Source organism: Pseudonocardia broussonetiae, from assembly GCF_013155125.1.
Classification (GTDB): Bacteria; Actinomycetota; Actinomycetes; order Mycobacteriales; family Pseudonocardiaceae; genus Pseudonocardia; species Pseudonocardia broussonetiae.
The window spans coordinates 6565900-6591238 of sequence record NZ_CP053564.1 but is presented as its reverse complement, the minus strand read 5'-3'; the positions used below and the strand labels follow the sequence as shown (position 1 = coordinate 6591238).

Sequence of the window (25339 nt, the reverse complement as noted above, 5' to 3'; positions counted from 1 at the left end):
CTCAGCGGGACCGGACTCAGCCGGGCGTGATCGGCCCCGGGCCCTCGCCGCCCTTCTCGTCGTCGCGGTCGGCGAGGAACTTCTCCACCTCGGCCGCGAGCTCGTCGGCGCTGGGCAGCTCACCGGACAGGCCCAGCCCGCCGCGGTCGCCGCGCCCGGACGACACCGTGTCGTACTGGCGCTCCAGCGCCTGCACGACCTGGGCCACCTCCTCGGAGCCCGCCACCTGCTCGGCGATCTCGGCCTCGGCGCGCTCGGCGGCCTGCGACAGCGACTCGGTGGGCAGGTAGAGCCCGGCGGCCAGCCCGACGTGGTCGAGCAGCACGCGCGCGGCCTGCGGGTACTCCGAGCGGGCGAGGTAGTGCGGCACGTGGACCGCGAAGCCCATGGCGTCGTGGCCCGCCTCGCCGAGGCGGAACTCCATCAGCGCGATGGCGCTGCCGGGGACCTCGGCCGTGGCGAACCAGGCCTCGTGGCCCTCGGTCAGCTCCGGGCGCGTGCCGTGCACCGTGACCCCGATGGGGCGGGTGTGCGGCACGGCCATCGGGATGGCGGTGAGGTTGATCACCAGGCGGACGCCGAGGCGCTGCACGAGCTGCTCGACGGCCGCGGCGAACCGCTCCCACTGCGTGTCCGGCTCCGGGCCCGACAGCAGCAGGTACTGCGTGTCGCCGGTGTCGGACAGCGCGACGATGTCCAGCTCGGGGCCGTGGTAGGCCGCCCAGCGGTCGGACTCGAAGCGCAGCGGGGGCCGCCGCGAGCGGTAGTCGACGAGCTGGTCGACGTCGAAGCGCACGACCGTCCTCGACTCGCTCCCACTGGTCTCCAGCGCCTCCAGCGCCAGCCGCGAGGCGTTCCCGGCGTCGACGAAGCCGTCGAGCGCCACGATCATCACGGGCTCCTCGAGCGCCGGAGCGTCGTCCACGATCTCGTACAGCTCGGCCGGTTCCTGCACCGCGCACCTCTTCCCATTCGACGGTCGTCCCGTCCGCACAACGTGAACCTGCCCGCACAGCATCCCGTTCCGCACGGGGATCGCGCACCATGGGTGGGTCATGGATGCCGCAGCCCTCTCCCCGACGACGCCGTCGACCACCTCCACCCGCCGGATCTGGGCGGTCTGGGCGGTGGCGCTCGCGGCCTACCTCGTCGGCGTCATGCACCGCACCTCGTTCGGCGTCGCCGGTCTGGAGGCGGCCGACCGCTTCGGCGCCGCGCCCGCCGTGCTCTCCGGTTTCGTCGTCCTCCAGCTCCTGGTCTACGCGAGCCTGCAGATCCCGGTCGGCGTGCTGCTCGACCGGTTCGGGGCGCAGCGGCTCGTCGTCGCGGGCGCGCTGACGATGGCCGCCGGGCAGGTGGTCCTGGCGCTCGCCACGTCGCTGCCACTGGCCATCGCCGCGCGCCTGCTCGTGGGCACCGGCGACGCGCTGACGTTCATCAGCGTGCTCGCCGTCGTCAACGCCTGGTTCCCGGCGCGGCGCGTGCCGCTGCTGACGCAGCTGACCGGCCTGCTCGGGCAGCTCGGGCAGGTGCTCTCGGCCCTGCCGCTCGCGGCGCTGCTCTACGGGCCGGGGTGGACGCCCGCGTTCCTGTCCGCCGCGGGGCTCGGGGTGTTCGTCGCGATCGCCGTGCTCGTCGTCGTCCGCAACCGGCCGCCGGGGGCCCCGCCGCCGCCCGCAGCGCCGTCGCCGCGCGAGATCGTCGACGGGCTGAAGAAGTCGTGGCGCGAGCCCGGCACGCGGCTGGGCCTGTGGACGCACATGGGCACGCAGTTCTCCGGCACGGTGTTCGCGCTGCTGTGGGGCGTGCCCTACCTCGTCGCCGGGCAGGGGTTCAGCTCCGGGCAGGCGAGCGCGCTGCTCACGGTGTTCGTCGGCGTCGGGATCCTCGCGGGCCCGCTGTTCGGCGAGTTCACCGCGCGGCACCCGCTGCGCCGCTCGTGGCTGGTGCTCACCGTCATCGGGCTCACGGCGGGCGCGTGGACGGTGGTGCTGCTCGTCCCGCCGCCCGCGCCGGGCTGGCTGCTCGTCGTCCTCGTGGTGGTGCTGGCGCTGGGCGGGCCCGGGTCGATGATCGGCTTCGACTACGCGCGCACGTTCAACCCCGGCCACCGGCAGGGCACCGCGGTCGGCATCGTCAACATCGGCGGGTTCCTGGCGTCGCTGCTGGTGGCGCAGGCGGTCGGGGTGGTGCTGGGGCTGAGCTCGGGCGGCTACTCGCCCGAGGCGTTCCGGCTGGCGTGGACGGTGCAGTACGTCGTCTGGGCGTTCGCGACCGCGGGGATCCTGGTCGCCCGCCGCCGCGCCCGGCGCAAGCTCGCCGCCGACGGCGTCGTGGTGCCGCCGCTGCGCGAGGTGCTGGCGCGCCGCCGCCGCTGATCATCATCGCGGGGCCCGGGTCGTCACCCGATAGTGACAACGCTTATCGTTTGCGCTTCCACAGGCGGATGAGGGGAGTCCGGGTGCGCATCGCGTTCGTCGGCAAGGGCGGCAGCGGGAAGACGACGGCGGCGGCGGTGTTCAGCCGCCACCTGGCCGAGCGGGGGCACCCGGTGCTCGCCGTCGACGCCGACATCAACCAGCACCTGGGCCAGGCGCTGGGCCACGACGGGCCGCCGCCGCGCGCGCTCGGCTCCGACCTCACCTGGCTCAAGGACCACCTGCGCGGCACCAACCCGCGCATCGCCTCGGCCGAGACGATGATCAAGACGACGCCGCCGGGGCCGGGCTCGCGGATGCTCGACCTCGACCCCGCGGGCGAGCTGCTCGCGCGGTACTCGATCGACGTCGGCGGCGTGCGGCACCTCGTCACCGGCGAGTTCGAGGAAGCCGACATCGGCGTCTCCTGCTACCACTCCAAGACCGGTGCGGTGGAGCTGTACCTCAACCACCTCCTCGACGGCCCCGGCGAGTACGTCGTCGTCGACATGACGGCGGGCGCCGACGCCTTCGCCTCCGGGCTGTTCACCCGCTTCGACCTGACGGTGCTGGTCAGCGAGCCGACCCGGCGCGGGGTCGGGGTGTTCCGGCAGTACGCCGACCACGCCGCCGGGCACGGCGTCGCGCTCGGGGTGCTGGGCAACAAGGTCGCCGACGACGCCGACGCCGCGTACCTGCGCGAGCAGGTCGGCGACGCGCTGCTCGGGCGCTTCGGGCAGTCGGCGTGGGTGCGGGCCGCCGAGCGCGGCGACCCCCGGCCCGTCGCGGAGCTGGAGCCGGAGAACCTCGCCGCCCTGGACGCCGTCGCGGCGGCCCTGGACGCCCAGCAGCGCGACTGGGCCGCCTACCACCGCGGCACCGTCGAGTTCCACCTGCGCAACGCCCGCGCCTGGGGCGACCGCGCCGTCGGCGTCGACCTCGCCGCCCAGATCGACCCGGACTTCGTGCCCGGGGCCCCTGTTCCCACCCACTAGTTCCGTCCCAGGAGGAGAGCCATGTCCCTCGACGTCCCCACCCCCGTCCTCGACGCCGCCGCGCGCGGCGAGATGGACGACGCCCAGTTCCTCGCCGTGGTGCGCGACTCGCTGCCCTACGCCTGGGCGACGATCTCGTCCGCGGTCGACGACCGGGCCCCCGGCAGGCCGTTCGGCGAGCACGAGGTGCCGCCGCCGAGCGAGCGCGAGCGCGGCGAGCTGCTGCGCGCGCTGGCCAGCAACGCCATCCGCGGCGCGCTGGAGCGGCACTTCGGCGTGGTGCTGGCCTTCCAGAACTGCCACCGGGTGGCGGCCTTCGCGCCGGCCGACGTGGACTCGGCGGTGTACCGGGAGTTCACCAGCCCGCGCGGTCAGGTGCTGAACCAGAGCCCGGAGCTGCGGGACTGCTGAGCGCCGCCCACCCCCTCGCTTATTGCAGGAAGGCCACCTTGTGGACGCTTATCGTCCTCAAGGTGGCCTTCCTGCAACTCCGGCGGGCGGGCGCTACTCCGCCAGCAGCCGGTAGATCGTCTTGCGCGCCTCGGTCAGCGCCGCGGTCGCCGCGGTCACCTGCTCCGGCGTGCCCGCCGCCATGACCTGCTGGGCGGCCGCGTGCAGCTGGCCGAGCTGCTCCCACAGCTCACCGGCCTCGCTGTCGGCCTCGGCGTCGACCTGCTCCCAGACCGCGTCGAGCTCGGCGCGGTGCTCGGCGACCCAGGCCGTGCCGGCCTCGGTCAGCGAGACGACGCGACGCCCGTCGGTCTTCTCGACCAGGGCCAGGCCCTCGTCCTCGAGCTGGGAGATGGTCGGGTAGACCGAGCCGGGGCTGGGGCGCCACGCGCCACCGGAGCGCTCGGCGATCTCCTGGATGATCTCGTAGCCGTGCCGCGGCTGCTCGGCGAGCAGGGCGAGGACGGCGGCGCGGATGTCGCCGCGCGAGGTGCGCCGCCCGCGGCGACCGCGCGGGGCGCCGGGGAAGGGGCCGCCGCGCATGCCGCCGCGGGGGCCGCCCGGGCCGAAGCCCGGACCGAATCGTGGGCCGCCATGGCGCCGCCCGAAGCGGGGGCCGTCAGGGCCCTGGCCGGAGAAGGGGTGGGCGCCGAAGCGGGGGTGGGGTGTGTCGAAAGGCGGGTTCATCGTGTGTCTCCTGGACGTGGCGAGCCTCCTGCTCCGATAGCATCGAGTAGCTCGTGTGCCATCACGATATATCGGGATCGCTCGCACGACACTGTGCTCTGCGTCACATGATGGTCTACTCGTTCCAGCGCGGCGACGTCGTCCGCGGCGGGGTCAGCCGCGCGGGCACCCGCACCAGGTGCGGGGCGCCGGACGCGACCGCCGTCGCCAGTGCCGGGGCCAGCCCGTCGACCGAGGCGACGTCCGTCGCGGCCAGCCCGAAGGCGGCGGCCAGCGCGGTGAAGTCGGGCGTCACGAGGTCGACGCCGCGTTCGGGGTGCCCGGCGCGCTGCTGGTCGTAGCGCAGCATCCCGTAGCCGCCGTCGTCGACGACGAGCACGGTGACCGGCAGCCGCTCCTGCACGAGCGTCGCGAGCTCGCCCAGCGCCATCACCAGCCCGCCGTCCCCGCACACGGCGAGCACCGGCCGCCCGGCCGCCGCGGCGCCCAGCGCGGCGGGCAGCCCGAAGCCCAGCGTGCCCCAGCCGACGGGGTAGGCGAGCCGGCGCGGGGCGCGCACCGCCGCGTAGCCGCCGACCCAGTAACCCGCCACGGCCATGTCGCAGACCAGCACCACGTCCCCGGCCCCCTCGACGGCGTCCAGCAGGGTGAGCGCGTCGGCCGTGGCCGGGTCGGCGCGCAGCCGGTCGAGCACCGTGCCGCGCAGGCCGGTCGGCGCCCAGGCCGGGGCGGGCGGGAGCAGCGCGCGCAGCCCGTCGAGGACGGGGCCGAGCGGGCCGGTCGCGGTGGCGTCGGCGGTCCACTCCGGCGGGTCGGCGGGCACCGCCGCGTCGACGACGACGAGGCGCGGCGGGCGCGGCATCGTCCAGTTGCGGGTGTTCATGCCGTCGAGGTCACCCCCGACGGCGAGCAGCACGTCGGCCGACGCGACCAGCGCGGCCGCCTCCGGCTCGTGCGGCGGCAGCCCGAGCGCCGACGGGTGCCCGGTCGGCACGGCGCCGCGCCCCCGGAAGCTCGTGACGACGGGTGCGCCGAGGTGCCCGGCCAGCGCGGCGAGGGCGTCGGGTGCGTCGAGGGCGTCACCGCCCGCCCACACCACCACACGGCGCCCGGCGAGGACCGCGGCGGCCTCCTCCAGCCCGGGCGGGGTGTCGACGACGGGCGCGACGGCCGGGGGCAGGGGAGCGGCCGGCTGCCCCAGCACGTCCGCCGGGACGTCGACGTACACCGGCCCGCGCGGGTGGCGCAGCGCCGTCGCCACCGCGTCCTGCACGACGTCGGCGACCTCGGCGGGCGTGCGCGGCGTGAACACCGCCTTCGCGAGCGGGGCGAACAGCGCCGCCTGGTCGCGCGACTCGTGCAGCACGCCGCGCACCCGCCCCTCGCGCCGCAGGGCCTGAGGGATCTCCGAGGCGACCAGCAGCACGGGGGAGTGCGCCGCGGCGGCCTCGCCGAACGCGGCCACGGCGTTCGCCGCACCCGGCCCGGTCGTGACCACGGCGGCGCCGAGGCGCCCGGTCGTGCGGGCCCAGCCGTCGGCGGCGTACACGGCGGCCTGCTCGTGGCGGACCACCACCGGCGCCGCGCCGGCGTTCCAGAACGCGAGGTTGTGCACGCCGGGGAGCCCGAACACGGGCCCGGCGCCGCCGCGCCGGGCGACGTCGAGGATCTGACCGGCCACCGAGGAGTCGTCCACGGGGCCAGGGTGTCAGCCCGCGGCGCCCGCCACGCAGTTCCGGGCGACGTAGTCGCGCACGCGCTGGTTGGCCGCGGCGTTCTCGGTGGTGTTGACCTGCGCGGTGAACTCGGGGTCGCGCGCCAGCGCCGCGCCGTCGCCGCCGTTGGCCACGAGCGCGTCGAGCTGCAGGTCGACGACCCGCACGTAGCGCTCGACGTCGGCGCGGATCTCCTCGGGCGCGGTGGTGAGCAGCTGCGCGGTGCCCGCGCGGACGGCGTCGGCGGTGTTGGTCAGCTGCTCGGCCGGCACGGCCTGTGCGGTCGTGGAGCTGAGCGGGGCGAGCGCGGTGTTGGTGGCCTGCACCGCGGCGCAGAACGGGCTGGCCGGGGCGGGGCGCTCGCGCGCGGGATCGGGGCGGTCGCGGTCGGCCACCGACCCGCCGCAGCCGGCCACGGCGAGGAGCAGCAGGGCGGCGACGAAGCCCTCGGCTGGCAGCAGTCGTGCGCGCTTCATGATGCGCGCAGCGTAGAGCGCGCGCCGTCAGGGGAACGTGTGGGTGCCCCGCGGCGTTGTGTCCGATGTGCCCACTCTCGGACCACGCCGCGTCGCCGCGTTCCGCGCGCTCTGGAACGCCGTCTCGTCGAGCCGTCGCCCCGGCGCGCCCGGCCTCGGCGACCGCCTCCGCGCGCTGCCCCGCCTGGCCACCGCCGCCGCCTCCGGGCGGTTCCCCGAGGCCCGCGGGCGGCTCGTGCTGCTGCTGCTCGCGCTGGCCTACCTCGTCTCGCCGGTCGACCTCGTGCCCGAGGCGTTCCTCGGTCTGCTCGGTCTGACCGACGACGCCGTCGTCGCGCTGTGGATCGGCGGCACGTTCCTCGCCGAGACCGACCGGTTCCTCTCCTGGGAGCGCACGGCGGCCCCGGGGCGCAGCCGACCGACCGTGATCGACCAGCCACCGCCGAACTGAGCCGATTGCGCCGATCGCAGCGGCGTCGGGCCGTCCGTCCTGGTAGGAACCGGCCGTGGAGACGATGCGCGCGATCACCCAGCACACGTTCGGGGGTCCGGAGGTCCTCGTGCTCGGCACGGCGCCGGTGCCCGAGCCGCTGCCGACCGAGGTCCGGGTGCGGGTGGCGGCCGCCGGGGTCAACCCGGTCGACTGGAAGACCCGCGCCGGGTCCGGGGCGGCCGCCGTCCTGGGGGCGCCGCCGTTCACGGTGGGCTGGGACGTCGCGGGCACCGTCGACGCCGTCGGCCCCGGCGTCACCCGCTTCGCCGTCGGCGACACCGTCTTCGGGATGCCCTGGTTCCCGCGCCAGGCCGCCGCGTACGCCGACTTCGTGACGGCGCCCTCGCGGCACTTCGCGCACCGGCCCGCGGGGCTGGGCGAGGTCGCCGCCGCCGCGCTGCCGCTGGCCGGGCTCACCGCCTGGCAGGGCCTCGTCGACATCGCCGCGGTGCAGCCCGGGCAGCGGGTGCTGGTGCACGCCGCCGCGGGCGGGGTCGGGCACCTCGCGGTGCAGATCGCGAAGTCGCGCGGCGCGTACGTGCTGGGCACGGCGTCGTCGGGCAAGCACGACCTGCTGCACGACCTCGGCATCGACGAGGCGATCGACTACCGGCGCGAGGCGTTCGAGCAGGTCGTGGAGCCCGTCGACCTCGTGTTCGACCTCATCGGCGGCGAGGTCTCCCTGCGCTCGCTCGACGTCCTGCACCCCGACGGCCTGATGATCTGCCTGCCCTCCGCGGCCGCGGCCGACGCGCTCACCGCCGCCCGGGAGCGGGGGCTGCGCGCCACCGGGATGATGGTCGAGCCCGACGGCGACGGCCTCGACGACCTCGCCGCGCTCGTCGACCAGCGGCGCCTGCGGGTCATCGTGGCCGAGACCTTCCCGCTGGAGCGCGCCTCGCACGCCCACCGCGCAGGGGAGCTGGGCCGGACCAGCGGCAAGCTCGTCCTGACGACCTGACCCGGAAATCCCGCGAGTCGGGCTCTGGTTGCGAGCGAGTCGGGGTCCGGTTGCCCGCGAGTCGGGCTCTGAGTGCGCGCGTGTCGCCACCCCGACACGGTCGCCACGAGACCCCGACTCGCGGGTCCTAGCGCCCCGCCCCCGCCCGCACCCGCTCCACGACCTGGCGCACGCGGTCGCGGATGCCACGGAGCTCGGTGAGGTAGAACCAGTAGTCGGGGTGCACGCCGTCGAGGCGGTCGACGGCGTTCTGCAGGCGCACCGACTGGGCGTCGAGGACGGGCCCGAACTCCGCGACCAGACCCCGGTCGACCACGAGCCGCTGGGCGTCGCGGACGACGAAACGGGTGTCGGCGGCCTGGCGGGCGGGGTCGGCGCGCACGTCGCGCAGCTCGGTGAGCCGGTCGGTGACCGCGTCGGCCCGCTCCTCGGCCCGGCCCAGCTCGGCGCGAGCGGCGGCGATCCGGTCGGCGGCGTCGTCCCACTCGCCTGCGGCCGCCAGGCGCTCGGCGTCGGCCACCGCGGCGTCGGCGGCCGAGAGCGCGGAGCGGGCGCGCGACTCGGCGTCGTCGAGGTCGCGGGAGCACTTCTCGGAGAACTCGCGGCGCAGCGACGACAGCGCGGGCGGGATCCGCTCGGTGCGGGTCTGCGCGGCGGCGCGGCGGGTCGCCACGCTCGACAGCGCGGTCCGCACCTGCGCGGCCGTGCGCGGGGCGTCGGCGGCCAGCGCCTGCGCCTCGCGCGCGAGCTCCAGGGTGCGGGCGACGGCGTCGCGGCGCTCCCTCAGGCCGGGCGAGTCGAGCCGGGCGGCGGTGCGCTCGGCGTCGGCCAGGCGCTCCTCGGCCCGCCGTGAGCGAACGTGCCCGGCGTCAGCCGGACCCGCGACGGCCGCACGCGCGTCGACCAGCGCCACCCGCGCCTCGTGCACGGCCCGCGGCAGGCCCGTGACCAGGTGCGCCGCCTCGTCGAGCACCCGCGCGTGCGACGCCCGGAACCGCCGGATCGCCTCGCGCGCCCGTTCGATCTCGGCGGTCGCCCGCTCGTCGGCGGTGGCGGTGCCGCGCCCGGGCGGCGTGTCGGTGGTGGCGCCGAGGTAGGCCTCGGTGGCGTGGTCGCCCAGCTCGGCCACCCGGCGCCAGGCGTCGACGAGGCGCCGCCCCGCCGCCCGGTCGGCCGCCCCCAGCTCCTCGGCCGCGTCGACGGCCGTGGCCGCGGCGCGCTGCTCGTCGTCCAGGGCCAGGAATGCCTGCGTGGCGGCGTTGCGGGCGGCGAGGGCGCGGTCGTCCGGAGCGGCGCCCGGGGTGCCCCGGTCGGACCATCGGAACAACCGCGGCTCCCCTTCCGTGCTCAGGACCCCACGCTACCCGCCGGCCGTGTCCTACTGCTCGAAGACCGGGGTGATCGTCGCGCGGGCCAGCGTGTGCCCGAACAGGTTGAAACCGAGGAACGCGGGGCTCGCGTCGGCCGGGACCTCGAGGGTCTCGACGTCGAGCGCGTGCACCACCGTGTAGTAGCGGTGCGGCCCGTGGCCGGCGGGCGGAGCGGCGCCGATGTAGCCGGCGAAGCCGCCGTCGTTGCGCAGCTGCACCGCGCCCCCGGGCAGGCCCGCGCCGCCCTCGGCGCCCGCTCCGGCGTCCAGCGAGGTGACGGACGCGGGCAGGTTGAACACGGCCCAGTGCCAGAAGCCGCTCGCGGTGGGCGCGTCGGGGTCGTAGACGGTGACGGCGAAGCTCTTCGTCCCCTCGGGGAAGCCCGACCAGCTCAGCTGGGGGGAGCGGTCCTCGCCGCCGGGCACGCCGAAGGCGCCGGAGGTGTGCGGTGCGGGGAGCGTCTTCCCGTCCTCGACGTCGGTGCTGGTGACGGTGAACGCGGGGACCTCGGGCAGGAAGCTGTAGGGGTCGGGGGGCGTGGCCATCGGGTGCTCCTTCTCGTTCCGGAACGGACGCGCCCCAAGCTAGTTGTGCCCACAACGGGCCGCAGCCCGGCCGCCGTTCCGTCCACCGGAACGTGGCGGTTCCCTCCGGGCGCCGCGCCGGACACCCTCGACGTCATGAGCTCCGGACCAGTCCCCGCCGCGATCGTCGGGCCGGGCAACATCGGCACCGACCTGCTGGCCAAACTGCAGCGCAGCGACGTCATCGACGTCCGGTACGTGGTGGGGGTCGTCGAGTCCGACGGCCTCGCCCGGGCGCGCGAGCAGGGCATCGACGCGAGCGCCGAGGGGGTCGACTGGCTGCTGCGCCAGGACCCGCTCCCGGCGATCGTCTTCGAGGCCACCTCCGCCGCGGCCCACATCGCCAACGCCCCGCGCTACGCCGAGGCCGGCATCCAGGCCGTCGACCTCACGCCCGCGCACCTGGGCCCGATGGTCTGCCCGCCGGTGAACCTGCGCGACCACATCGCCGCCCCCAACGTCTCGATGATCACCTGTGGTGGGCAGGCGACCATCCCGATGGTGCACGCCGTCTCCCGCGTCACGCCCGTGCCCTACGCCGAGATCGTGGCGTCGGTGTCGTCGCGGTCGGCCGGCCCCGGCACCCGCGCCAACATCGACGAGTTCACGCACACGACCTCCGGCGCGGTCAGCGAGGTCGGCGGCGCCGAGCGCGGCAAGGCGATCATCATCCTCAACCCCGTCGAGCCGCCGATGATCATGCGCGACACCGTGTTCTGCATGATCGGCCCCGACGCCGACCACGCCGCGATCACGCGCTCGGTCCACGAGATGGTCGCCGAGGTGCAGGAGTACGTGCCCGGCTACACGCTGCGCGCCGAGCCGCAGTTCGACGACCCCCGGGAGAGCTGGCGGGGCAACGGCCGCGTCGCGGTCTTCCTCGAGGTCAAGGGCAACGGCGACTACCTGCCGGAGTACGCCGGCAACCTCGACATCATGACGGCCGCCGCGGCCCGCGTCGGCGAGCTCATGGCACGCGCGAAGCAGGGAGAGAACGCATGAGCCGCCCCGACCTCCGCCACGACGTCCGCCTCGTCGACACGACGCTGCGCGACGGCTCCCACGCCATGGCGCACCAGTTCACCGAGCAGCAGGTCCGCGACACCGTCCGCGCGCTCGACCGCGCCGGCGTCGAGGTCATCGAGGTGACCCACGGCGACGGCCTCGGCGGCTCCAGCTTCAACTACGGCTTCTCCCACACCGACGAGATGACGCTCATCGCGGCCGCCCGCGAGGAGGCGAAGCAGGCCAGGATCGCGGTGCTGCTGGTGCCCGGCATCGGCACCGTCGACGACCTCAAGCGCGCCCGCGACGCCGGCGCCGACATGGTCCGGGTGGCCACGCACTGCACCGAGGCCGACGTGTCGCCGCAGCACTTCGCGGCCGCGCGCGACCTCGGCATGGAGACCGCCGGGTTCCTCATGATGGCCCACCGCACGTCGCCGGAGGACCTGGCGAAGCAGGCGCGGATCATGGTCGACTCCGGCTGCCAGGCCCCGTACTGCACCGACTCGGCGGGCGCGCTGCTCATGCACGAGGCGCGGGCGCGGTTCGAGGCGCTGCTCGCCGAGGTCGGCGACGAGGCCTGGGTCGGCTACCACGGCCATCAGAACCTCAGCTTCGGCATCGCCAACTCGGTGATCGCGCAGGAGGTCGGCGTCCGCTACATCGACGGGTCGCTGTGCGCGCTGGGCGCGGGCTCGGGCAACAGCCCGACCGAGGTGCTCGCCGCGGTGTTCGACCGGCTCGGCGTCTCCACCGGCGTCGACGTGATGGGCCTGCTCGACGCGGCCGAGGACGTCGTGCGCCCGTACCTGGACCGCTGGCCCAAGATGGACCGCAACGCGATCGTGCAGGGCTGGGCCGGGGTGTACTCCTCGTTCCTGCTGCACGCCGAGGCCGCGGCCGAGCGCTACAAGGTGCCCGCGCACGCGATCCTGCGCCGCTGCGGCGAGATCGGCCTGGTCGGCGGCCAGGAGGACATGATCATCGACGTGGCGCTGCAGCTCGCGGCCGAGGGGGAGCAGGGCTGATGGAGGACTTCGGGCACGTCATCGACGGCGAGGAGCGCCCCTCGCTCGACGGCGCCACGTTCGACTCGGTCGACCCGTGGACGCAGGAGCCGTGGGCGCGGGTCGCGCTGGGCGGGGCGCCGGAAGCCGACCTGGCCGTCACCGCCGCGCGCCGCGCGTTCGACGAGGGGCCGTGGCCGCGGATGGGCTTCGCCGAGCGCGGCGCCCTGATCCACCGCCTGGCCGACCTCGTCGGCGAGCACGCCGAGGAGCTGGCGATGGCCGACTCCCGCGACATGGGCAAGCCGATCGCCGACGCCCGCGGCAAGGACGTGCCGCGCACCGCGCAGAACTTCCGGTTCTTCGCCGACCACGCCCGGCTGGCGATGGCCGAGGCCCTGCCGATGGACACCGGGCACCACGCCTACACCCGCTACGAGCCGGCCGGCGTCGTCGCCGCGGTGGCGCCGTGGAACTTCCCGCTGATGCTGGAGTCCTGGAAGGTCGCGCCCGCGCTGGCCTGGGGCAACACCGTGGTGCTCAAGCCCGCGGAGGACACCCCGGCCTCGGCGACGATCCTGGCCCGGCTCGCGCTGGAGGCCGGCATCCCGCCGGGCGTGCTCAACGTCCTGCACGGCTACGGCCCCGACTCGGCGGGCTCCGCGCTCACCGAGGACCCCCGCGTCGACCGGATCACGTTCACCGGCGAGTCGGGCACCGGCCGGATCATCACCGGCGCGGCGGCGCGCAACCTCACCCCGGTCAGCCTGGAGCTGGGCGGCAAGGGCGCCAACCTGGTCTTCGCCGACGCCGACCTGGACAACGCCGTCGACTGGTCGATCAAGGCGATCTTCACCAACGCCGGGCAGGTGTGCCTCGCCGGGTCGCGGCTCTACGTGGAGCGACCCGTCCTGGACGAGTTCCTCGCGCGGTTCGTCGCGGCCGCGGAGGCGCTGGTGATCGGCGACCCCCGCGACCCGGCCACGCAGATCGGCCCGCTGGCCTCGCGCACGCACTACGAGAAGGTGCGCGGCTACGTCGAGAACAGCGCGGGCAAGGTCCTCACCGGCGGCCTGGGCGAGGGCTGGGTCGTCAGGCCCACGGTCGTCGTCGACGCCCCGGCCGACTCGGCGATCATGTGCGAGGAGGTGTTCGGGCCGGTCGTCACCGTGACGCCGTTCGACACCGAGGCGGAGGCCGTCGGCGCCGCCAACGACTCGCCCTACGGCCTCAACGCCATGGTGTTCACGGAGAACCTCTCGCGCGCGCACCGCGTCTCGGCACAGCTGCGGGCGGGCACGATCTGGACCAACTGCTTCTTCGTCCGGGACCTGCGCGCCCCGTTCGGCGGGTTCGCCGACTCCGGCTGGGGCCGCGAGGGCGGCAACTTCAGCCGGGAGTTCTTCACGGAACCCAAAGCCGTGGTGATGGCGATCCGCCCGTAGCGCCGTCCGGCCCAGCGCGACTGCGGCGTGTGGCGGAACGACTGCGCCTGGTGTCATGATCGTCGCCATGGACGGGCGGCCCGGTCACCGTGACCCGCTCGCGCTGGACCGGGCCGTGTTCGTCGGCCGGGACCGCGAGCTGGCGGTGCTGGCCGGGCACCTCGCGCAGGCCTGCGCGGGGCGCTCGCAGGTCGTCGTCGTCGAGGGGGAGCCCGGGACCGGCAAGACCGCCCTGGTCCAGGCGTTCCTCGACGGGCTCGAGCCGGGTGCCGCCGTGCTGCGGGCGAGCGGGGAGCAGGCCGAGGAGACCGTCTCCTACGGCATCGTCGAGCAGCTGGCGCGGGCCGTCGAACGGGTGGGCGGCGGTCCGGGCACCGTGGTCCACGCGGCCGACGAGCCGCCCGTCGCCGGGGCTGCGCTCGTCGCGCTGCTCGACCGGCTGCGCGGGCACGACGGTCCGGTCGTGATCAGCGTGGACGACGGGCACTGGGCGGACGTGCCGTCCCTGCAGGCGCTCGTGTTCGCGCTGCGCAGGCTCGGGTCCGACCGGGTGCTGACCGTCGTGGCCGTCCGCCCGCACGACGGCGGCCGCTCCGACCGGCTGCGCGCGCTGGCCACCGGCGACCGCGGGCGGACGCTGCGGCTGGGCGGCCTCGGCGTCGACGACCTGGTGGCGCTGGGGCGGGCCCTCGGGTCGGGGGAGCTGCCGCCGCCGGCCGCCCGGCGCCTGCACGCCCACACCGGCGGCGTCCCGCTGCACGTGCGGGCGCTGTTCGAGGAGGTCGACCCCGCCGCGCTCCGGTCGGCCGAGGGGCCCCTGCCCTCACCGGTCTCCTACTCCGTGCTGGTGCTGGGCCGGCTGTCGCAGTGCCCTCCCGGGGCGCGGGCGGTGGTGGCGGCCGCCGCGGTGCTCGGCGAGCACTGCCGGCTCGCCGACGCCGTCGAGCTCGCGGGGGAGTCCGGCGCCGAGGTCGTCGCCCCGGCGGTCACGGCGAAGCTGCTGACGACGTCCGCCGCGCCCGGCGGTCCCGTGCTGCGCTTCCCGCACGCGCTGGTCCGGGCGGCGGTCTACCACGACATGGACCTCGGGGTCCGGATGCGGCTGCACGCGCGCGCCGCCGGGATCGTCGGCACGCCCGACGACGTGCTGCGGCACCGCGTCGCCGCGGCGGGGGGCAGCGACCCCGCGCTCGCCGGCGACCTGCGCGCCCTGGCCGCGGCGCAGGTCGACCGGGGCGAGCGGTCGCGTGCGGCCGCCACGCTGGTCTCGGCGGCCGGCCTGTTCCCGGACGCCGCCGAGCGCTCCCGGTGCCTGCTCGACGCGGTCGAGCTGCTGGTGCTGGCGGGCGAGCGGTCCCGGGCCGCGGAGCTCGCCCGGGCGGTCCCGGGCGGGGGATCGGCCCACGAGAGCTTCGTGCGCGCGCTGCTGGCGTTCACCGCCGGGCGGACGGCCGAGGCGGAGCGGCTCCTGCTCGCCGCCTGGGCGGCCGCGGCCGACGCCGAGCCAGGCTTCCGGGCCGGGATCTGCGACGCGCTGTGCCACCTGTACTACCTGCAGCTCCGCGCCGCGGAGTCGGTCGAGTGGGGCAATCGGGCGCTGGCGGTCGACCCGGACCAGTCGGTCTCGCTCGTCACCAGCCTCGCCCTCGCCGGGCGCTCGCTGGCCCCCGCCGCGCAGCTGTCGACCGCGGTGGCGCGCGGGGCCCGGCTGCTCTGGACCGAGGACCACGCCGGCGCGGTCACGGAGCTGTCGGCGGCGGTCACGGCGCTGCGCGCGGGCGGGATGTTCGTGGCGAGCCTGCACGCCCAGGGGTACCTCGCGCTGGCCCGGCACCGGATGGGCGCCTTCGACGCGGCCGTCGCCGACGCGGAGGAGGCGGTCGCCCTCGCCGAGGACTCCGAGCAGGACTGGATGCTGGCCCGCCTGCACTCCTACGCCGCGATGCCGCACGCGGCGCGCGGCGACCGGGAGCGGGCCGACGCCCACGTCGCGGCGGCGACCGCGGCGGCCGCCGCCACCGGCCTGCCGCTGGACCGCGTCGGCGCCACCGTGGCCGCGGCGCACGTCGCCGACGCCCGCGGGGCGCACGCCCGGGTCGTGGAGCTGCTGGTCCCGCTGGCCGAGGCCGCCTCGGGACGGGCCGCCGAGCCCGGCGTGTCGAGCTGGCCGTGCATGCTCGCCGACGCGCTGGTGCACCTCGGGCGCCCCGACGAGGCCGAGCGGGTGCTCGGCCCCTTCGAGCGCCGGGCCGAGGAGCTCGGCCGCGGCGTCGCGCTGGCCGCGGCGTCCCGGGTCCGCGGGCGGTTGCAGGCCGCCCGCGGTGACGCCGCGGGGGCCGAGCGCGCCCTGCGGCGGGCGGCGGAGCACGCTCGCTCCGGCACCGAGCTCGACGTCGCGCTCACCGACCTCGCCCACGGCGCCCTGCTGCGGCGGGCCGGCCGGCGACGCGCCGCGGCCGACGCGCTGGGGTCGGCCCGGGCGGTGCTCGCCCGGCTCGGCGCCGGTCCCGCGCTGGCGCGGTGCGACGAGGAGCTCGCGGCGTGCGGGCTGCACCCGGTCCGGGGCACGGACCGGGCGCCCGGCGCGCTCACGCCGCGGGAGCTGCGCGTGGCCCGGCTCGCGGCGTCTGGGATGAGCAACCCGGAGGTCGCGGCGGAGCTGATCGTCAGCCTCAACACCGTGGAGTTCCACCTGCGCAACGTCTACGCGAAGCTCGGGATCCGCTCGCGCGCCCGGCTCGCCGACCGGCTCGACGCCCCGCACCGTGGGGCGCTCCGGGGGGCGGACGGCGGCTGAGCCGCCGCGTCCCACGGACCACCGTGGCGCGCGGGCGCCCGGGGGTCGCCACGATCGGTCCCGGCCGGGTCGTCCGGCGACCGAGGGGGCGGAGCGTTGTGGCGATGAGCTGGGGCTCGGCCGGGTCGCCGGATCCCGGCCACCTGCCCGACGGCGGCGGGCGCCTGCGCCGCCGCCGCGGCGGGCTCGCCATGGCCACCGGCCGCGAACCCGACACCGCCGCGGAGTTCGAGACCCTCGCGACGGCCGAGCTGGCGCGGCTGGTCCGCGCCGAGCGCGCGATGCTGCGGATCCGCTGGGGCGGCTTCGTGTTCGGCCTCGCCCAGGTCCTCACCTACTACCTGCCCTACCCGCCGGGGATGTTCGAGCTCGCGGTCGGCCTGCTGGCACTGCTGGCCGTGGGCAACCTGGTGATCTGGCCGCTGATCCCGCGCATGACGACGGTGCGCCGGGCGCGCCGCGTCGGCGTCGCCGCGCTCGTCCTCAACGGGACGGTGTTCCTCGGGCTGGTCTTCGTCTTCACCTTCGACACCGAGACCGCGATCTGGGCCGTGCTCTACGTGCTGCCGATGGAGGCCGCGGTCCGGTTCCAGCTGCGCGGGGCGATGGTGGCCATCGGGCTCCTCACCGTGGCCTACACGCTGCGCGAGGTGTTCGGCACGCTCGTCTACGGCCACCCGTTCCTGGTCGTCTCGATCACGTTCCGGATGGGGATCGGCCTGATCATCGCCGCGGTGGCCGGCGTGATCGCGCAGAGCCTGACCCGCGACCGCGAGCAGCTCGCCGCGCTCAGCGCGATCACCCGCACGGTCGCGACGGCGGTGTCGCTGCAGGACGTCCTCGACGGGGCGGCGCGGCGGCTCGCGGCGCTGTTCCGGGTGCGATGGGTCGCCGTCGCGCTCGTCGACGACGCCGGACGGCTGGTCGTCCGCGCCGACCACGCCGTCGGCGGGGAGGGTGCGCCCGCGCCCGGCGCCGGCCGGGCCGGGACGGAGCTGTCGACGACCGACGGCAGCCCCGTCGAACGGGCCGTGGTCCTGCGCCGCGCGGTCGCCGTCGGCGACCTCGACGCCGTGACGCTCGCGCCCGCGGTCCGCGCACGGCTCGGCCAGCGCGGCGTGTGCGCCTTCATGGCCGCCCCGCTCGTCGGTCGCGGCGGACGCGTGATCGGGCTGGTGCTGGCGGAGTCCGCCGGGCGCCGCCGGGTGTTCTCCCCGGCCGAGCTGGCGCTCGCCGAGACCGTCGGCGGGCAGCTCGCCGGCGCGATCGAGAGCGTCCGGCTGCACGAGCAGGCGCAGGAGGCCCGGGCCGCCGCCGACGCCGCGAACGCGGCCAAGAGCGCGTTCCTGGCCAACATGAGCCACGAGATCCGCACCCCGATGAACGCCGTCATCGGGATGACCGAGCTGCTGCTCACCACCGACCTCGACGGGGAGCAGCGCGAGCTGGCGCGGGTCATCGAGCAGAGCGGCGACGGCCTGCTGACGATCATCGACGACATCCTCGACTTCTCCAAGATCGAGGCGGGCCGCCTGGAGCTGGAGGCGGTGCCGCTCGACGTCCGCGACTGCGTCGAGGGTGCGCTGGACCTGCTGGCCCCGCGGGCGGCGGAGAAGGGCATCGAGCTCGTCTGCGCCGTCGACCCGGCCGTGCCCGACGCCGTGCTCGGCGACCCGACGCGCCTGCGCCAGATCCTGGTCAACCTCGTCGGGAACGCGGTGAAGTTCACCGCGCGCGGCGAGGTGGTGGTCGCGGTGCACGCGGGGCCCGGAGAGCTGTCGGTCGAGGTCACCGACACCGGTCCGGGGATCCCGGCCGACCGGCTCGACCGGCTGTTCCGGTCGTTCAGCCAGGTCGACGTCTCCACGACCCGCCGCCACGGCGGCACCGGCCTGGGGCTCGCCATCTCGCGGCGGCTCGCCGAGCTGATGGGCGGGCGGGTGTGGGTGCGCAGCGAGGTCGGCACGGGGACGACGTTCGGGTTCGCCGTGGCGGCGCCGCCCGCCGCCGTCCCGGGGCCGGTGGCGCCGGTGGCCCTGGCCGGGCGCCGCGTGCTGGTCGTCGACGACAACGCCGCGAACCGGCGGGTCCTCGTGGCGCACTGCAACGCGTGGGGCATGGCCGTCGACGACACCGGCTCGCCGCTCGACGCGCTGGACCGGGTGGCGCGCGGCGGGGTCCACGACGTCGCCCTGCTCGACCACGTCATGCCGGAGATGGACGGCGCCACCCTCGCCGCGCGGCTGCGCGAGCTCGGCGGCCCGCCTGCCGCCTGCCTGTCGTCACTGGGCGGCACCCGCGAGGGCACCGCGGTGCGTGCCTGGCTGACGAAGCCCGTCAAGCGGGCCCGGCTCGCCGAGGTGCTGGCGGAGCTGCTCGGTGAGCCGGCGCACCGTCCCGCGCCCCTGCCGGGCACCGCGCCGGCTCCGGCTCCGGACCTGCGGCTGCTGCTCGCCGAGGACAACCCGGTCAACCGGATGCTCGCGCTGGCGATGCTCGCGAAGCTCGGGCACCGCGCCGACGTCGCCACCACCGGTCAGGAGGTGCTCGACGCCGTCGCGGCCCGCACCTACGACGCCGTGCTGCTCGACGTCCAGATGCCGGTGCTGGACGGCCTCGAGGTGGCCCGCCGGATCCGGGCGGGCGCGACGCGGGGGCCGTGGCTCGTCGCCGTCACCGCCAACGCGATGGACGGCGACCGCGAGATGTGCCTGGCCGCGGGCATGGACGACTACCTCGCCAAGCCGATCCGGCTCGACGGGCTCGCCGAGGCGCTGCGACGCGTCCCCGTCGGGGAGGGGCCGGCCGCGGGGCCGGAGGTCGACCCCGGCGTGCTCGCCGAGCTGGCCCGCTCGTTCGGCCCGGACGGGGACGCGGTCGTCGCCGAGCTCGTGGCCGCCGCGACCGCCCACCTGCCCGAGCTGGTGGACCGCCTGCGGTCCGCGCTGGACCTCGGCGACGCCGCCGGGCTGCGGATGGCCGCGCACACCCTGCGCTCCAACGCCGCGACGCTCGGCGCGGCCCGGCTCGCCGACGCCTGCCGGGCGCTGGAGCACGGCGGTCCGGACGGGGCCGCGGCGCTGGTCGAGGAGATCGGCACCCGGGTCCCCGCGGTGCTGGGCGAGCTGCCGGCCGCCGAGCCGGTCGTCTGAGGAGGCGGGGCAGCGGTGGACGTGGACGCGGTCGTGGACGCGGTGGGCGAGCGGTTCGTCGTCGAGATCCGGCCGACCCCGGACGGGCGCGTGGTCGGCACCGTCGAGCGGCCCGGCTCCGCGGACCGCGTGCCCTTCTCCGGCTGGATGGACCTGCTGCGGCTGCTCGAGCCCCGCACTCCCGAGGCGGTGACCCGATGAGCGCCGCCGGGGTGCTGCGCGGGCGGGTGCTCGTCGTCGACGACGACCCGGTGAACCGCCTGCTGCTGCGCCGCGCGCTGGAGCGGGAGGGCCTGGACGTGGAGCTCGCCGTCGACGGCGGGCAGGGCTGGGAGCTCGTCTCGGGCGGCGGGTTCGACCTGGTGCTGCTCGACATCGTCATGCCCGTCCTCGACGGGTACGCGGTGCTCGCGCGGATGCGGGCCGACCCGGTGACGGCGGCGCTGCCGGTCGTCGTCATCTCCGGGTCCGACGACCGCGACGGCGTGGTGCGCTGCATCGAGCTCGGGGCCGACGACTTCCTGCCCAAGCCGTTCGACCCGGCCGTGCTGCGCGCCCGGCTCGGGGCGGGCCTGGCCCGCAAGCGCCTGGCCGACCTGGAGCGGGAGTACCGCGAGCAGGTCGGGCACGTCGTCGACGCGGCGGCCGCCGTCGAGCGCGGGGAGTTCCACCCCGGCCGGCTCGACGCCGTGGCCGCCCGCGACGACGCCCTGGGCCTGCTCGCCCGGGTGTTCGGGCGGATGGCGCACGAGGTGGCGCAGCGCGAGCAGCGGCTGCGCGCCCAGGTCGGGGCGCTGCGCATCGAGATCGACGAGGCCCGCGCGGCGCGCACCGTCGCCGCCATCACCGAGACCGACTACTTCGCCGACCTGCAACGCCGAGCCGCGGACCTGCGCTCGGGGACGGGTCGGCAGGACAGGGGAGACCGATGACGTCCATCGTGTCCGTGCACTCGTTCCGGGGCGGCACCGGCAAGTCGAACACCACGGCGAACGTGGCCGCGGTGCTCGCCGGGCGCGGCCTGCGGGTGGGGGTGGTCGACCTCGACATCCTCTCGCCGGGCATCCACGTGCTGTTCGGCGTCGACCGGCCGGAGCACCACCTCGACGGGTTCCTGTGGGGCCGCTACCCGCTGCGCGAGGCCGCCCGCGAGGTGACGCCGCCGGGCACCGCGGGCCGGATCTGGCTCGTGCCGTCCAGCGTCGACCCGCACGACATCGCCCGGATCATGGCCGAGGGCTACGACGTCGGCCTGCTCGGCGAGGGGGTCCGCGCGCTGGCCGCCGAGCTGGAGCTCGACGTGCTGCTCCTGGACACCCACCCCGGGCTGAACGAGGAGACGCTGCTGTCGATCGCGATGTCCGACGCGCTGGCGATCGTGCTGCGCCCCGACCACCAGGACTACGAGGGCACCCACGTCACGGTGAGCGTGGCGCGCAAGCTCGCGGTGCCGCGCACGGTGCTGGTGGTCAACAAGTGCCCCGAGGCGTTCGAGCCCGCGGACGTCGCGCTGCGGGTGTCGGAGGCCTACGGCACCCCGGTCGCCGCCGTCGTCCCGCACTCCGAGGAGCTGATGGTGCTCTCCAGCGGAGGGATCTTCGTCCTGCACCACCCCGACCACCCCGTCGCCGCCCTCTACGGGCAGCTGGCCGACCAGCTCGTCGGCACCGGGGTCCGGGCGTGAGCAGCACCCAGGTCCCCGAGTTCTTCGACCGCGACCGGATCGCGGCCGGGTTGGGCTCCACCCGGCGCCGGCGCCCCCTGCTGCTGCTGGCGGAGAGCTGGTCGGGCACCGAACCGGGCAGCGAGGTGCTGGACTTCCTGGCCGGGACCGAGGTGTTCGGCGGGCTCGACCGCGCGGCGCTGCGGGAGCTGTTCGTCGCGCTCGACCCGGTGCACGTCACCGCCGGGGAGGTGGTGCTCGACGCCGACCGGGCACCGGACGCGCTGCACCTGGTCGCCTACGGCCGCCTCGCCGTGCGGTCCGGGGCAGGGTCGCGCGAGATCGGCCCGGGGCAGGTCGTCGGGGCCGCCGCGCTGCTCGGGATCGAGCCCGGGGACGGGGCCGGCACGCACGTGCACGCCGTGCGCGACTCGCTGGTGCTGCGCCTGGGCGTGGCCGGGTTCGAGCGGTTCGCCGCGGCGCACCCGGGGTCGCTGCTCGGGCTGTGCCGGGCGCTGGTGCGGACCGGGAGCGGCCCCGTCACGGGGGTGCCGGCGCCGACGGCTCCCGCCGTCACGGTCGCGCTGCTGCCGGCCGGGTCGGGACCGGTGCCCGACGAGCTGGCCACGGGGTTGGTCACCGCGCTGGGCGGGGCGCTGGAGGTCACGTCCGCGACGGTGGACGCGGCGCTGGGTGCCGGCGCGTCGGGCACCGAGCCCGCCGACCCGCGCAACGGGCGGCTGCTGGCGTGGCTGCAGCGCGTCGAGGCGGCGCACCGGTTCGTCGTCTACCGCGCCGACGACGGCGACACCGAGTGGACGCGCCGCTGCCTGCGCCAGGCCGACCGGGTGGTGCTCGTCGCCCGCGCCGGGGACGACCCGGCAGCGGGCCCGGCGGAGCGGGCGCTGGCGCGGGTGCCCGGCGAGCGGCGGCGGGACCTCGTGCTGCTGCACCCCGCGGGCACGGCGGCCCCGTCGGGCACAGCGGCGTGGCTGGCCGGGCGCGACGTCACCCGCCATCACCACGTGCGGGCCGGCGACACCGGCCACCTGGAGCGGGTGGCCCGGTTCCTGTCGGGCACGGCGCGCGGGCTGGTGCTGGCCGGCGGCGGGGTGCGCGGGTTCGCCCACCTCGGGGTGATGCGCGCCCTCGACGAGGCGGGCGTCCCGGTCGACGCCGTCGGCGGCGCCAGCATCGGGGCGCTCATGGCCGGCTTCTACGCCGACGGGCTCGACCACGAGCAGCGGGTGCGCCAGGCCCGGGCGGCGATGGTGGAGAAGGGGTCGATGGTCGGGTTCACGCCGCCGTTCGTGGCGCTGTCCTCGGCCCGCAAGGTGACGAGGCTGCTGCGCGAGGAACCCTCGTTCGCCGGGTTGATCGAGGACCTGTGGCTGCCCTACTTCGCCGTGTCGGCGTCGCTGAGCCAGGCCCGGGAGGTCGTGCACGAGACCGGCCCGACCTGGCGGGCGATCCGGGCCAGCATCGCGATCCCCGGCGTCTACCCACCGGTGCACGACGGCACCCAGCTCCTCGTCGACGGCGGGGTGATGAACAACCTGCCCGTCGACGTCATGGCGGGGGTGGTCGGCGACGGCCCGATCGTCGCCGTCAACCTGCAGCCCACCGGCAGCGGGCGGCGGACGCCGGCGGAGTTCGACCTCGCGGTGTCGGGTTGGCGGGTGCTGGCGTCGCGGCTCAACCCGTTCACCCCGCGGATGCGCGTGCCGCGGCTGGGCGACGTGCTGGTCCGCAGCATGTCGCTGTCCACCGCCCGGCTGCAGCGCGACCGGCTGGCGAGCCGGTCGATCGAGCTGCTGACCCCGCCGGTCGGCCGATCGGGGCTGCTGGACTTCCGGGCGGGGCCGGCGCTGGTGGAGCCCGCGTACCTCTACGCGGTCGAGGCGCTGGCGCAGAGCCGGGCCGCCGTCGGCCCCTGACCGGGTCTCCCTGGCGAACGCGCCCCTCGACGGGCGTCCCGTGGGTCCCTAGCGTGCGCGCCATGCCGATCCTCGAGGTGCACCTGGTCGAGGGGTGCCACACCGACGCCCAGCACGCGGAGCTGCTCGCGGCCCTGTCGCGGCGCTACGCCGAGGTGCTGGACTCGCCGCTCTCGCGGGTGCGGGCGTTCCTCACGCTGCACCCGCCCGCGCAGTGGGTGACGGCGGGGGAGCCGGGCGTCGAGGCGCCGTACTTCACGGCGCTGGCCCTGCGCGGGCGTCCGGTGGAGCAGCGGCACCGCCTGCTCGGCGCGTGCACGGACGTGATCGTGGACGTGCTCGGCGTCGACCGGCAGCTCGTCCGCGGCCGGATCGTGCAGGTCGACCCGGAGGACTGGGGCATCGCCGGGGTGCCGGCGAGCGCCGCGCGGCGGACGGAGATCGAGGCACGAGCAACCCCGTGAGTGGGAACCGTGGCCAGGGCCACGGTTCGCACTCACGACCACACCCCGCCCGGCGCCAACCCCTCCGCAGTGACAGTGGAGTGGCTTTACTGGCGCCCAGTGGCAGTAAAGCCACTCCACTGTCACCAGAGGGCGGGCGGGCGGGGGGCGCGAGGGCGGTTAGAAGATGCCGCGCCTCGCGCCCATGTCCAGGCCCAGGGTCGAGCCGTGCAGGGCGTCGGCCTCGGGCGCCAGCAGGGTCGCCACCGCCCACGCCACCTCCGACGGCGTGACGAGCCGGCCCAGCGGTGACTCCGCGGCCCGCTCGGCCAGCACCTGCTCCACCGGCACCCCCCGCCGCTGCGCCGCCTGCTCGGAGAGCCCGCGCAGGCGCGGGGTGTCGGCCGGACCGGGGGCGACCAGGTGCGCGGTGACCCCGCGCGGGCCGTAGGACACCGCGAGCTGGCGCACCAGGTTGGCCAGCGCCGCGTTCGTGACGCCCGCCGCGCACGCGTAGGGGGCGGGCTCGATGCCGTAGTGGCCCCCGAGCGCGACGATCCGCGAGCCGCGCTCCAGCCGGTCGTCGACGGCCCGGACCAGGCGCAGCAGCCCACCGCACTTGAGCGCGACCGCGTGCCCGAGCGCGTCGGGGGCGATCGTCTCCAGCGGCCCGGCCGCCGGCAGCCCGGCGGCCTGCACGACCATCCGCACCGGCCCGTCCAGCGCACCGACGGCGTCGGCGATGGCACTGACGGAGGAGTCGGAGCCGATGTCGGCCGCGCACGGCCCGCCCCGCGCCACGGCGACGACGTCGAGCCCCTCGCCGCGCAGCCGCTCCGCGATCGCGCCGCCCAGCGCCCCCGACGCCCCGACGACGACGGCGATCCCGCCGGCCGGGTCGGTCACGCCGCCGCCTCCGCACCCAGGCCGAGCTCCGCGCGCGCCACCGCGAAGGCGGCGTCCGGGTCGGTCAGGTCCAGCTCCACTGCGATCATCCCGGCCCGCCGCGCTCCCGCGATGTTCCACGGCATGTCGTCGACGAACACGATGTCGCCCGGCGCCGTGCCCAGCCGCTCGGCGGCCAGCGCGTAGGCGCGGGGGTCGGGCTTGAGGATGCCGGTGACCGAGGCGTCCACCAGCACGTCGACCTGCTCCAGCACGGGGTGCGAGGCCATCGCCGTCTCGCCGTGGAAGGCGCGCAGGTCGTTGGTGAGCACGCCGATCCGGTGGCCCGCGGCCCGGGCGTCGGCGACGAGCGCGGCGGCGGGCGGCCGGATGATGTCGTCGCCGGCCAGCGCGTAGAGGGTGTGCATGAACTCCTGGATCGGCCAGTCCCGCCCCAGCGCCGCGCCGATCTCCTCGCTGCGGATCCGCCAGTACTCCCGCTCGCTGATGTCCTGGCGGATCATCGCGTCCCACTCCGGGTCGGTCTCGGTGCCCAACGGCCCGCGCCGCGCGACGGCCGCCCGCACCCGCGGCTCGACGGCCCCGAACTCGCCCAGCAGTTCGCTGCCGGAGCGGAAGACCGTGCCGCCCAGGTCCAGCAGCAGTGCGCGCCTCGGTGGCTGCGTCATCAGTGTTCGGGTTCCGTTCCGACGAGCGCGGCGGCCAGCACCACCGTGCACATGAGCGAGCAGGACGGGCACCAGCACACCACGTGCCGGTCGCGCGCCACCCAGTACTCCTGGACGAACGCGGCGTCGCCGAGCGCGGTGCCGCAGCCCGGGCAGAACCTGATCACC

24 protein-coding genes are annotated in these 25339 nt (G+C 76.3%); 15 read left to right on the top strand and 9 right to left on the bottom strand.

What is annotated here, in order from left to right; translation table 11 throughout:
- Positions 1-16: 16 nt before the first annotated feature.
- Complete coding sequence (locus tag HOP40_RS31900) at positions 17-955, bottom strand: proteasome assembly chaperone family protein (protein WP_172166523.1); 939 nt, start codon at positions 953-955, stop codon at positions 17-19.
- A gap of 100 nt (positions 956-1055) precedes the next feature.
- Here HOP40_RS31900 and HOP40_RS31895 point away from each other — a divergent pair, with 100 nt between their 5' ends.
- The 3 genes from HOP40_RS31895 to HOP40_RS31885 all read left to right on the top strand — a co-directional run bounded on the left by HOP40_RS31895 (position 1056) and on the right by HOP40_RS31885 (position 3823).
- A complete protein-coding gene (locus HOP40_RS31895; RefSeq protein ID WP_172166519.1) occupies positions 1056-2378 on the top strand; it encodes an MFS transporter in 1323 nt (440 codons plus the stop codon).
- Positions 2379-2461: 83 nt separating this feature from the next.
- Positions 2462-3412 (top strand): ATP-binding protein, encoded by a 951-nt coding sequence (locus HOP40_RS31890; protein ID WP_172166515.1) that lies wholly within the window; start codon positions 2462-2464, stop codon positions 3410-3412.
- A gap of 21 nt (positions 3413-3433) precedes the next feature.
- Entirely contained in the window at positions 3434-3823 is a 390-nt protein-coding gene (locus HOP40_RS31885) for an SCO5389 family protein (RefSeq protein WP_172166512.1), read from the top strand.
- 93 nt (positions 3824-3916) lie between these two features.
- On the opposite strand, the gene HOP40_RS31880 is transcribed toward HOP40_RS31885, so the two are convergent.
- From HOP40_RS31880 to HOP40_RS31870, 3 genes are all read right to left on the bottom strand, one after another.
- Entirely contained in the window at positions 3917-4549 is a 633-nt protein-coding gene (locus HOP40_RS31880) for a PadR family transcriptional regulator (RefSeq protein WP_172166508.1), read from the bottom strand.
- A 115-nt stretch (positions 4550-4664) separates the two neighbouring features.
- Positions 4665-6245 (bottom strand): thiamine pyrophosphate-binding protein, encoded by a 1581-nt coding sequence (locus HOP40_RS31875; RefSeq protein WP_240157390.1) that lies wholly within the window; start codon positions 6243-6245, stop codon positions 4665-4667.
- Positions 6246-6257: 12 nt separating this feature from the next.
- Complete coding sequence (locus HOP40_RS31870) at positions 6258-6740, bottom strand: hypothetical protein (protein WP_172166505.1); 483 nt, start codon at positions 6738-6740, stop codon at positions 6258-6260.
- A gap of 67 nt (positions 6741-6807) precedes the next feature.
- Here HOP40_RS31870 and HOP40_RS31865 point away from each other — a divergent pair, with 67 nt between their 5' ends.
- Positions 6808-7191, top strand: coding sequence for a DUF1232 domain-containing protein (locus HOP40_RS31865; protein WP_172166501.1), 384 nt, complete (start codon positions 6808-6810; stop codon positions 7189-7191).
- Positions 7192-7255: 64 nt separating this feature from the next.
- Entirely contained in the window at positions 7256-8194 is a 939-nt protein-coding gene (locus HOP40_RS31860) for an NADP-dependent oxidoreductase (protein WP_172169597.1), read from the top strand.
- A gap of 127 nt (positions 8195-8321) precedes the next feature.
- Here the strand turns inward: HOP40_RS31860 and HOP40_RS31855 are convergent, their stop codons facing one another.
- Complete coding sequence (locus tag HOP40_RS31855) at positions 8322-9521, bottom strand: hypothetical protein (RefSeq protein WP_172166498.1); 1200 nt, start codon at positions 9519-9521, stop codon at positions 8322-8324.
- A gap of 51 nt (positions 9522-9572) precedes the next feature.
- Positions 9573-10109, bottom strand: a complete 537-nt coding sequence (locus HOP40_RS31850; RefSeq protein WP_172166495.1) for a YbhB/YbcL family Raf kinase inhibitor-like protein — start codon at positions 10107-10109, stop codon at positions 9573-9575.
- A gap of 135 nt (positions 10110-10244) precedes the next feature.
- Between HOP40_RS31850 and HOP40_RS31845 the strand changes: the two genes are divergently transcribed.
- The 10 genes from HOP40_RS31845 to HOP40_RS31800 all read left to right on the top strand — a co-directional run bounded on the left by HOP40_RS31845 (position 10245) and on the right by HOP40_RS31800 (position 23618).
- On the top strand, positions 10245-11150 hold the full coding sequence (locus HOP40_RS31845; RefSeq protein WP_172166492.1) for an acetaldehyde dehydrogenase (acetylating): 906 nt from the start codon (positions 10245-10247) through the stop codon (positions 11148-11150).
- Complete coding sequence (gene dmpG / locus HOP40_RS31840) at positions 11147-12181, top strand: 4-hydroxy-2-oxovalerate aldolase (protein ID WP_172166490.1); 1035 nt, start codon at positions 11147-11149, stop codon at positions 12179-12181. The genes HOP40_RS31845 and dmpG overlap by 4 nt, the downstream gene beginning before the upstream one ends.
- The gene (locus HOP40_RS31835) at positions 12181-13605 is read left to right on the top strand and encodes an aldehyde dehydrogenase (RefSeq protein ID WP_172166488.1); all 1425 of its coding nucleotides are present in this window, start codon (positions 12181-12183) and stop codon (positions 13603-13605) included. Before dmpG ends, HOP40_RS31835 begins: the two co-directional genes overlap by 1 nt.
- A 55-nt stretch (positions 13606-13660) precedes the next feature.
- The gene (locus HOP40_RS31830; protein ID WP_172166486.1) at positions 13661-16402 is read left to right on the top strand and encodes an ATP-binding protein; all 2742 of its coding nucleotides are present in this window, start codon (positions 13661-13663) and stop codon (positions 16400-16402) included.
- Positions 16403-16506: 104 nt separating this feature from the next.
- On the top strand, positions 16507-19554 hold the full coding sequence (locus HOP40_RS31825) for a hybrid sensor histidine kinase/response regulator (protein ID WP_172166485.1): 3048 nt from the start codon (positions 16507-16509) through the stop codon (positions 19552-19554).
- A 15-nt stretch (positions 19555-19569) separates the two neighbouring features.
- Positions 19570-19755, top strand: a complete 186-nt coding sequence (locus tag HOP40_RS31820; protein WP_172166483.1) for a hypothetical protein — start codon at positions 19570-19572, stop codon at positions 19753-19755.
- Positions 19752-20486, top strand: a complete 735-nt coding sequence (locus HOP40_RS31815; RefSeq protein WP_172166481.1) for a response regulator — start codon at positions 19752-19754, stop codon at positions 20484-20486. The genes HOP40_RS31820 and HOP40_RS31815 overlap by 4 nt, the downstream gene beginning before the upstream one ends.
- Complete coding sequence (locus HOP40_RS31810; RefSeq protein WP_172166479.1) at positions 20483-21238, top strand: MinD/ParA family ATP-binding protein; 756 nt, start codon at positions 20483-20485, stop codon at positions 21236-21238. The genes HOP40_RS31815 and HOP40_RS31810 overlap by 4 nt, the downstream gene beginning before the upstream one ends.
- Positions 21235-23154 carry a cyclic nucleotide-binding and patatin-like phospholipase domain-containing protein gene (locus HOP40_RS31805; protein WP_172166477.1) on the top strand — a complete coding sequence of 640 codons (1920 nt, stop codon included), beginning with the start codon at positions 21235-21237 and terminating at the stop codon, positions 23152-23154. Before HOP40_RS31810 ends, HOP40_RS31805 begins: the two co-directional genes overlap by 4 nt.
- A 62-nt stretch (positions 23155-23216) precedes the next feature.
- On the top strand, positions 23217-23618 hold the full coding sequence (locus tag HOP40_RS31800) for a tautomerase family protein (RefSeq protein ID WP_172166475.1): 402 nt from the start codon (positions 23217-23219) through the stop codon (positions 23616-23618).
- 159 nt (positions 23619-23777) lie between these two features.
- Here the strand turns inward: HOP40_RS31800 and HOP40_RS31795 are convergent, their stop codons facing one another.
- The 3 genes from HOP40_RS31795 to HOP40_RS31785 are packed head-to-tail and all read right to left on the bottom strand — an operon-like array spanning position 23778 to position 25338.
- The gene (locus HOP40_RS31795; RefSeq protein ID WP_172166472.1) at positions 23778-24503 is read right to left on the bottom strand and encodes an SDR family oxidoreductase; all 726 of its coding nucleotides are present in this window, start codon (positions 24501-24503) and stop codon (positions 23778-23780) included.
- A complete protein-coding gene (locus HOP40_RS36230) occupies positions 24500-25171 on the bottom strand; it encodes an HAD family hydrolase (protein ID WP_172166469.1) in 672 nt (223 codons plus the stop codon). Before HOP40_RS36230 ends, HOP40_RS31795 begins: the two co-directional genes overlap by 4 nt.
- Entirely contained in the window at positions 25171-25338 is a 168-nt protein-coding gene (locus HOP40_RS31785; protein WP_172166466.1) for a hypothetical protein, read from the bottom strand. Before HOP40_RS31785 ends, HOP40_RS36230 begins: the two co-directional genes overlap by 1 nt.
- Position 25339: the final 1 nt, after the last annotated feature.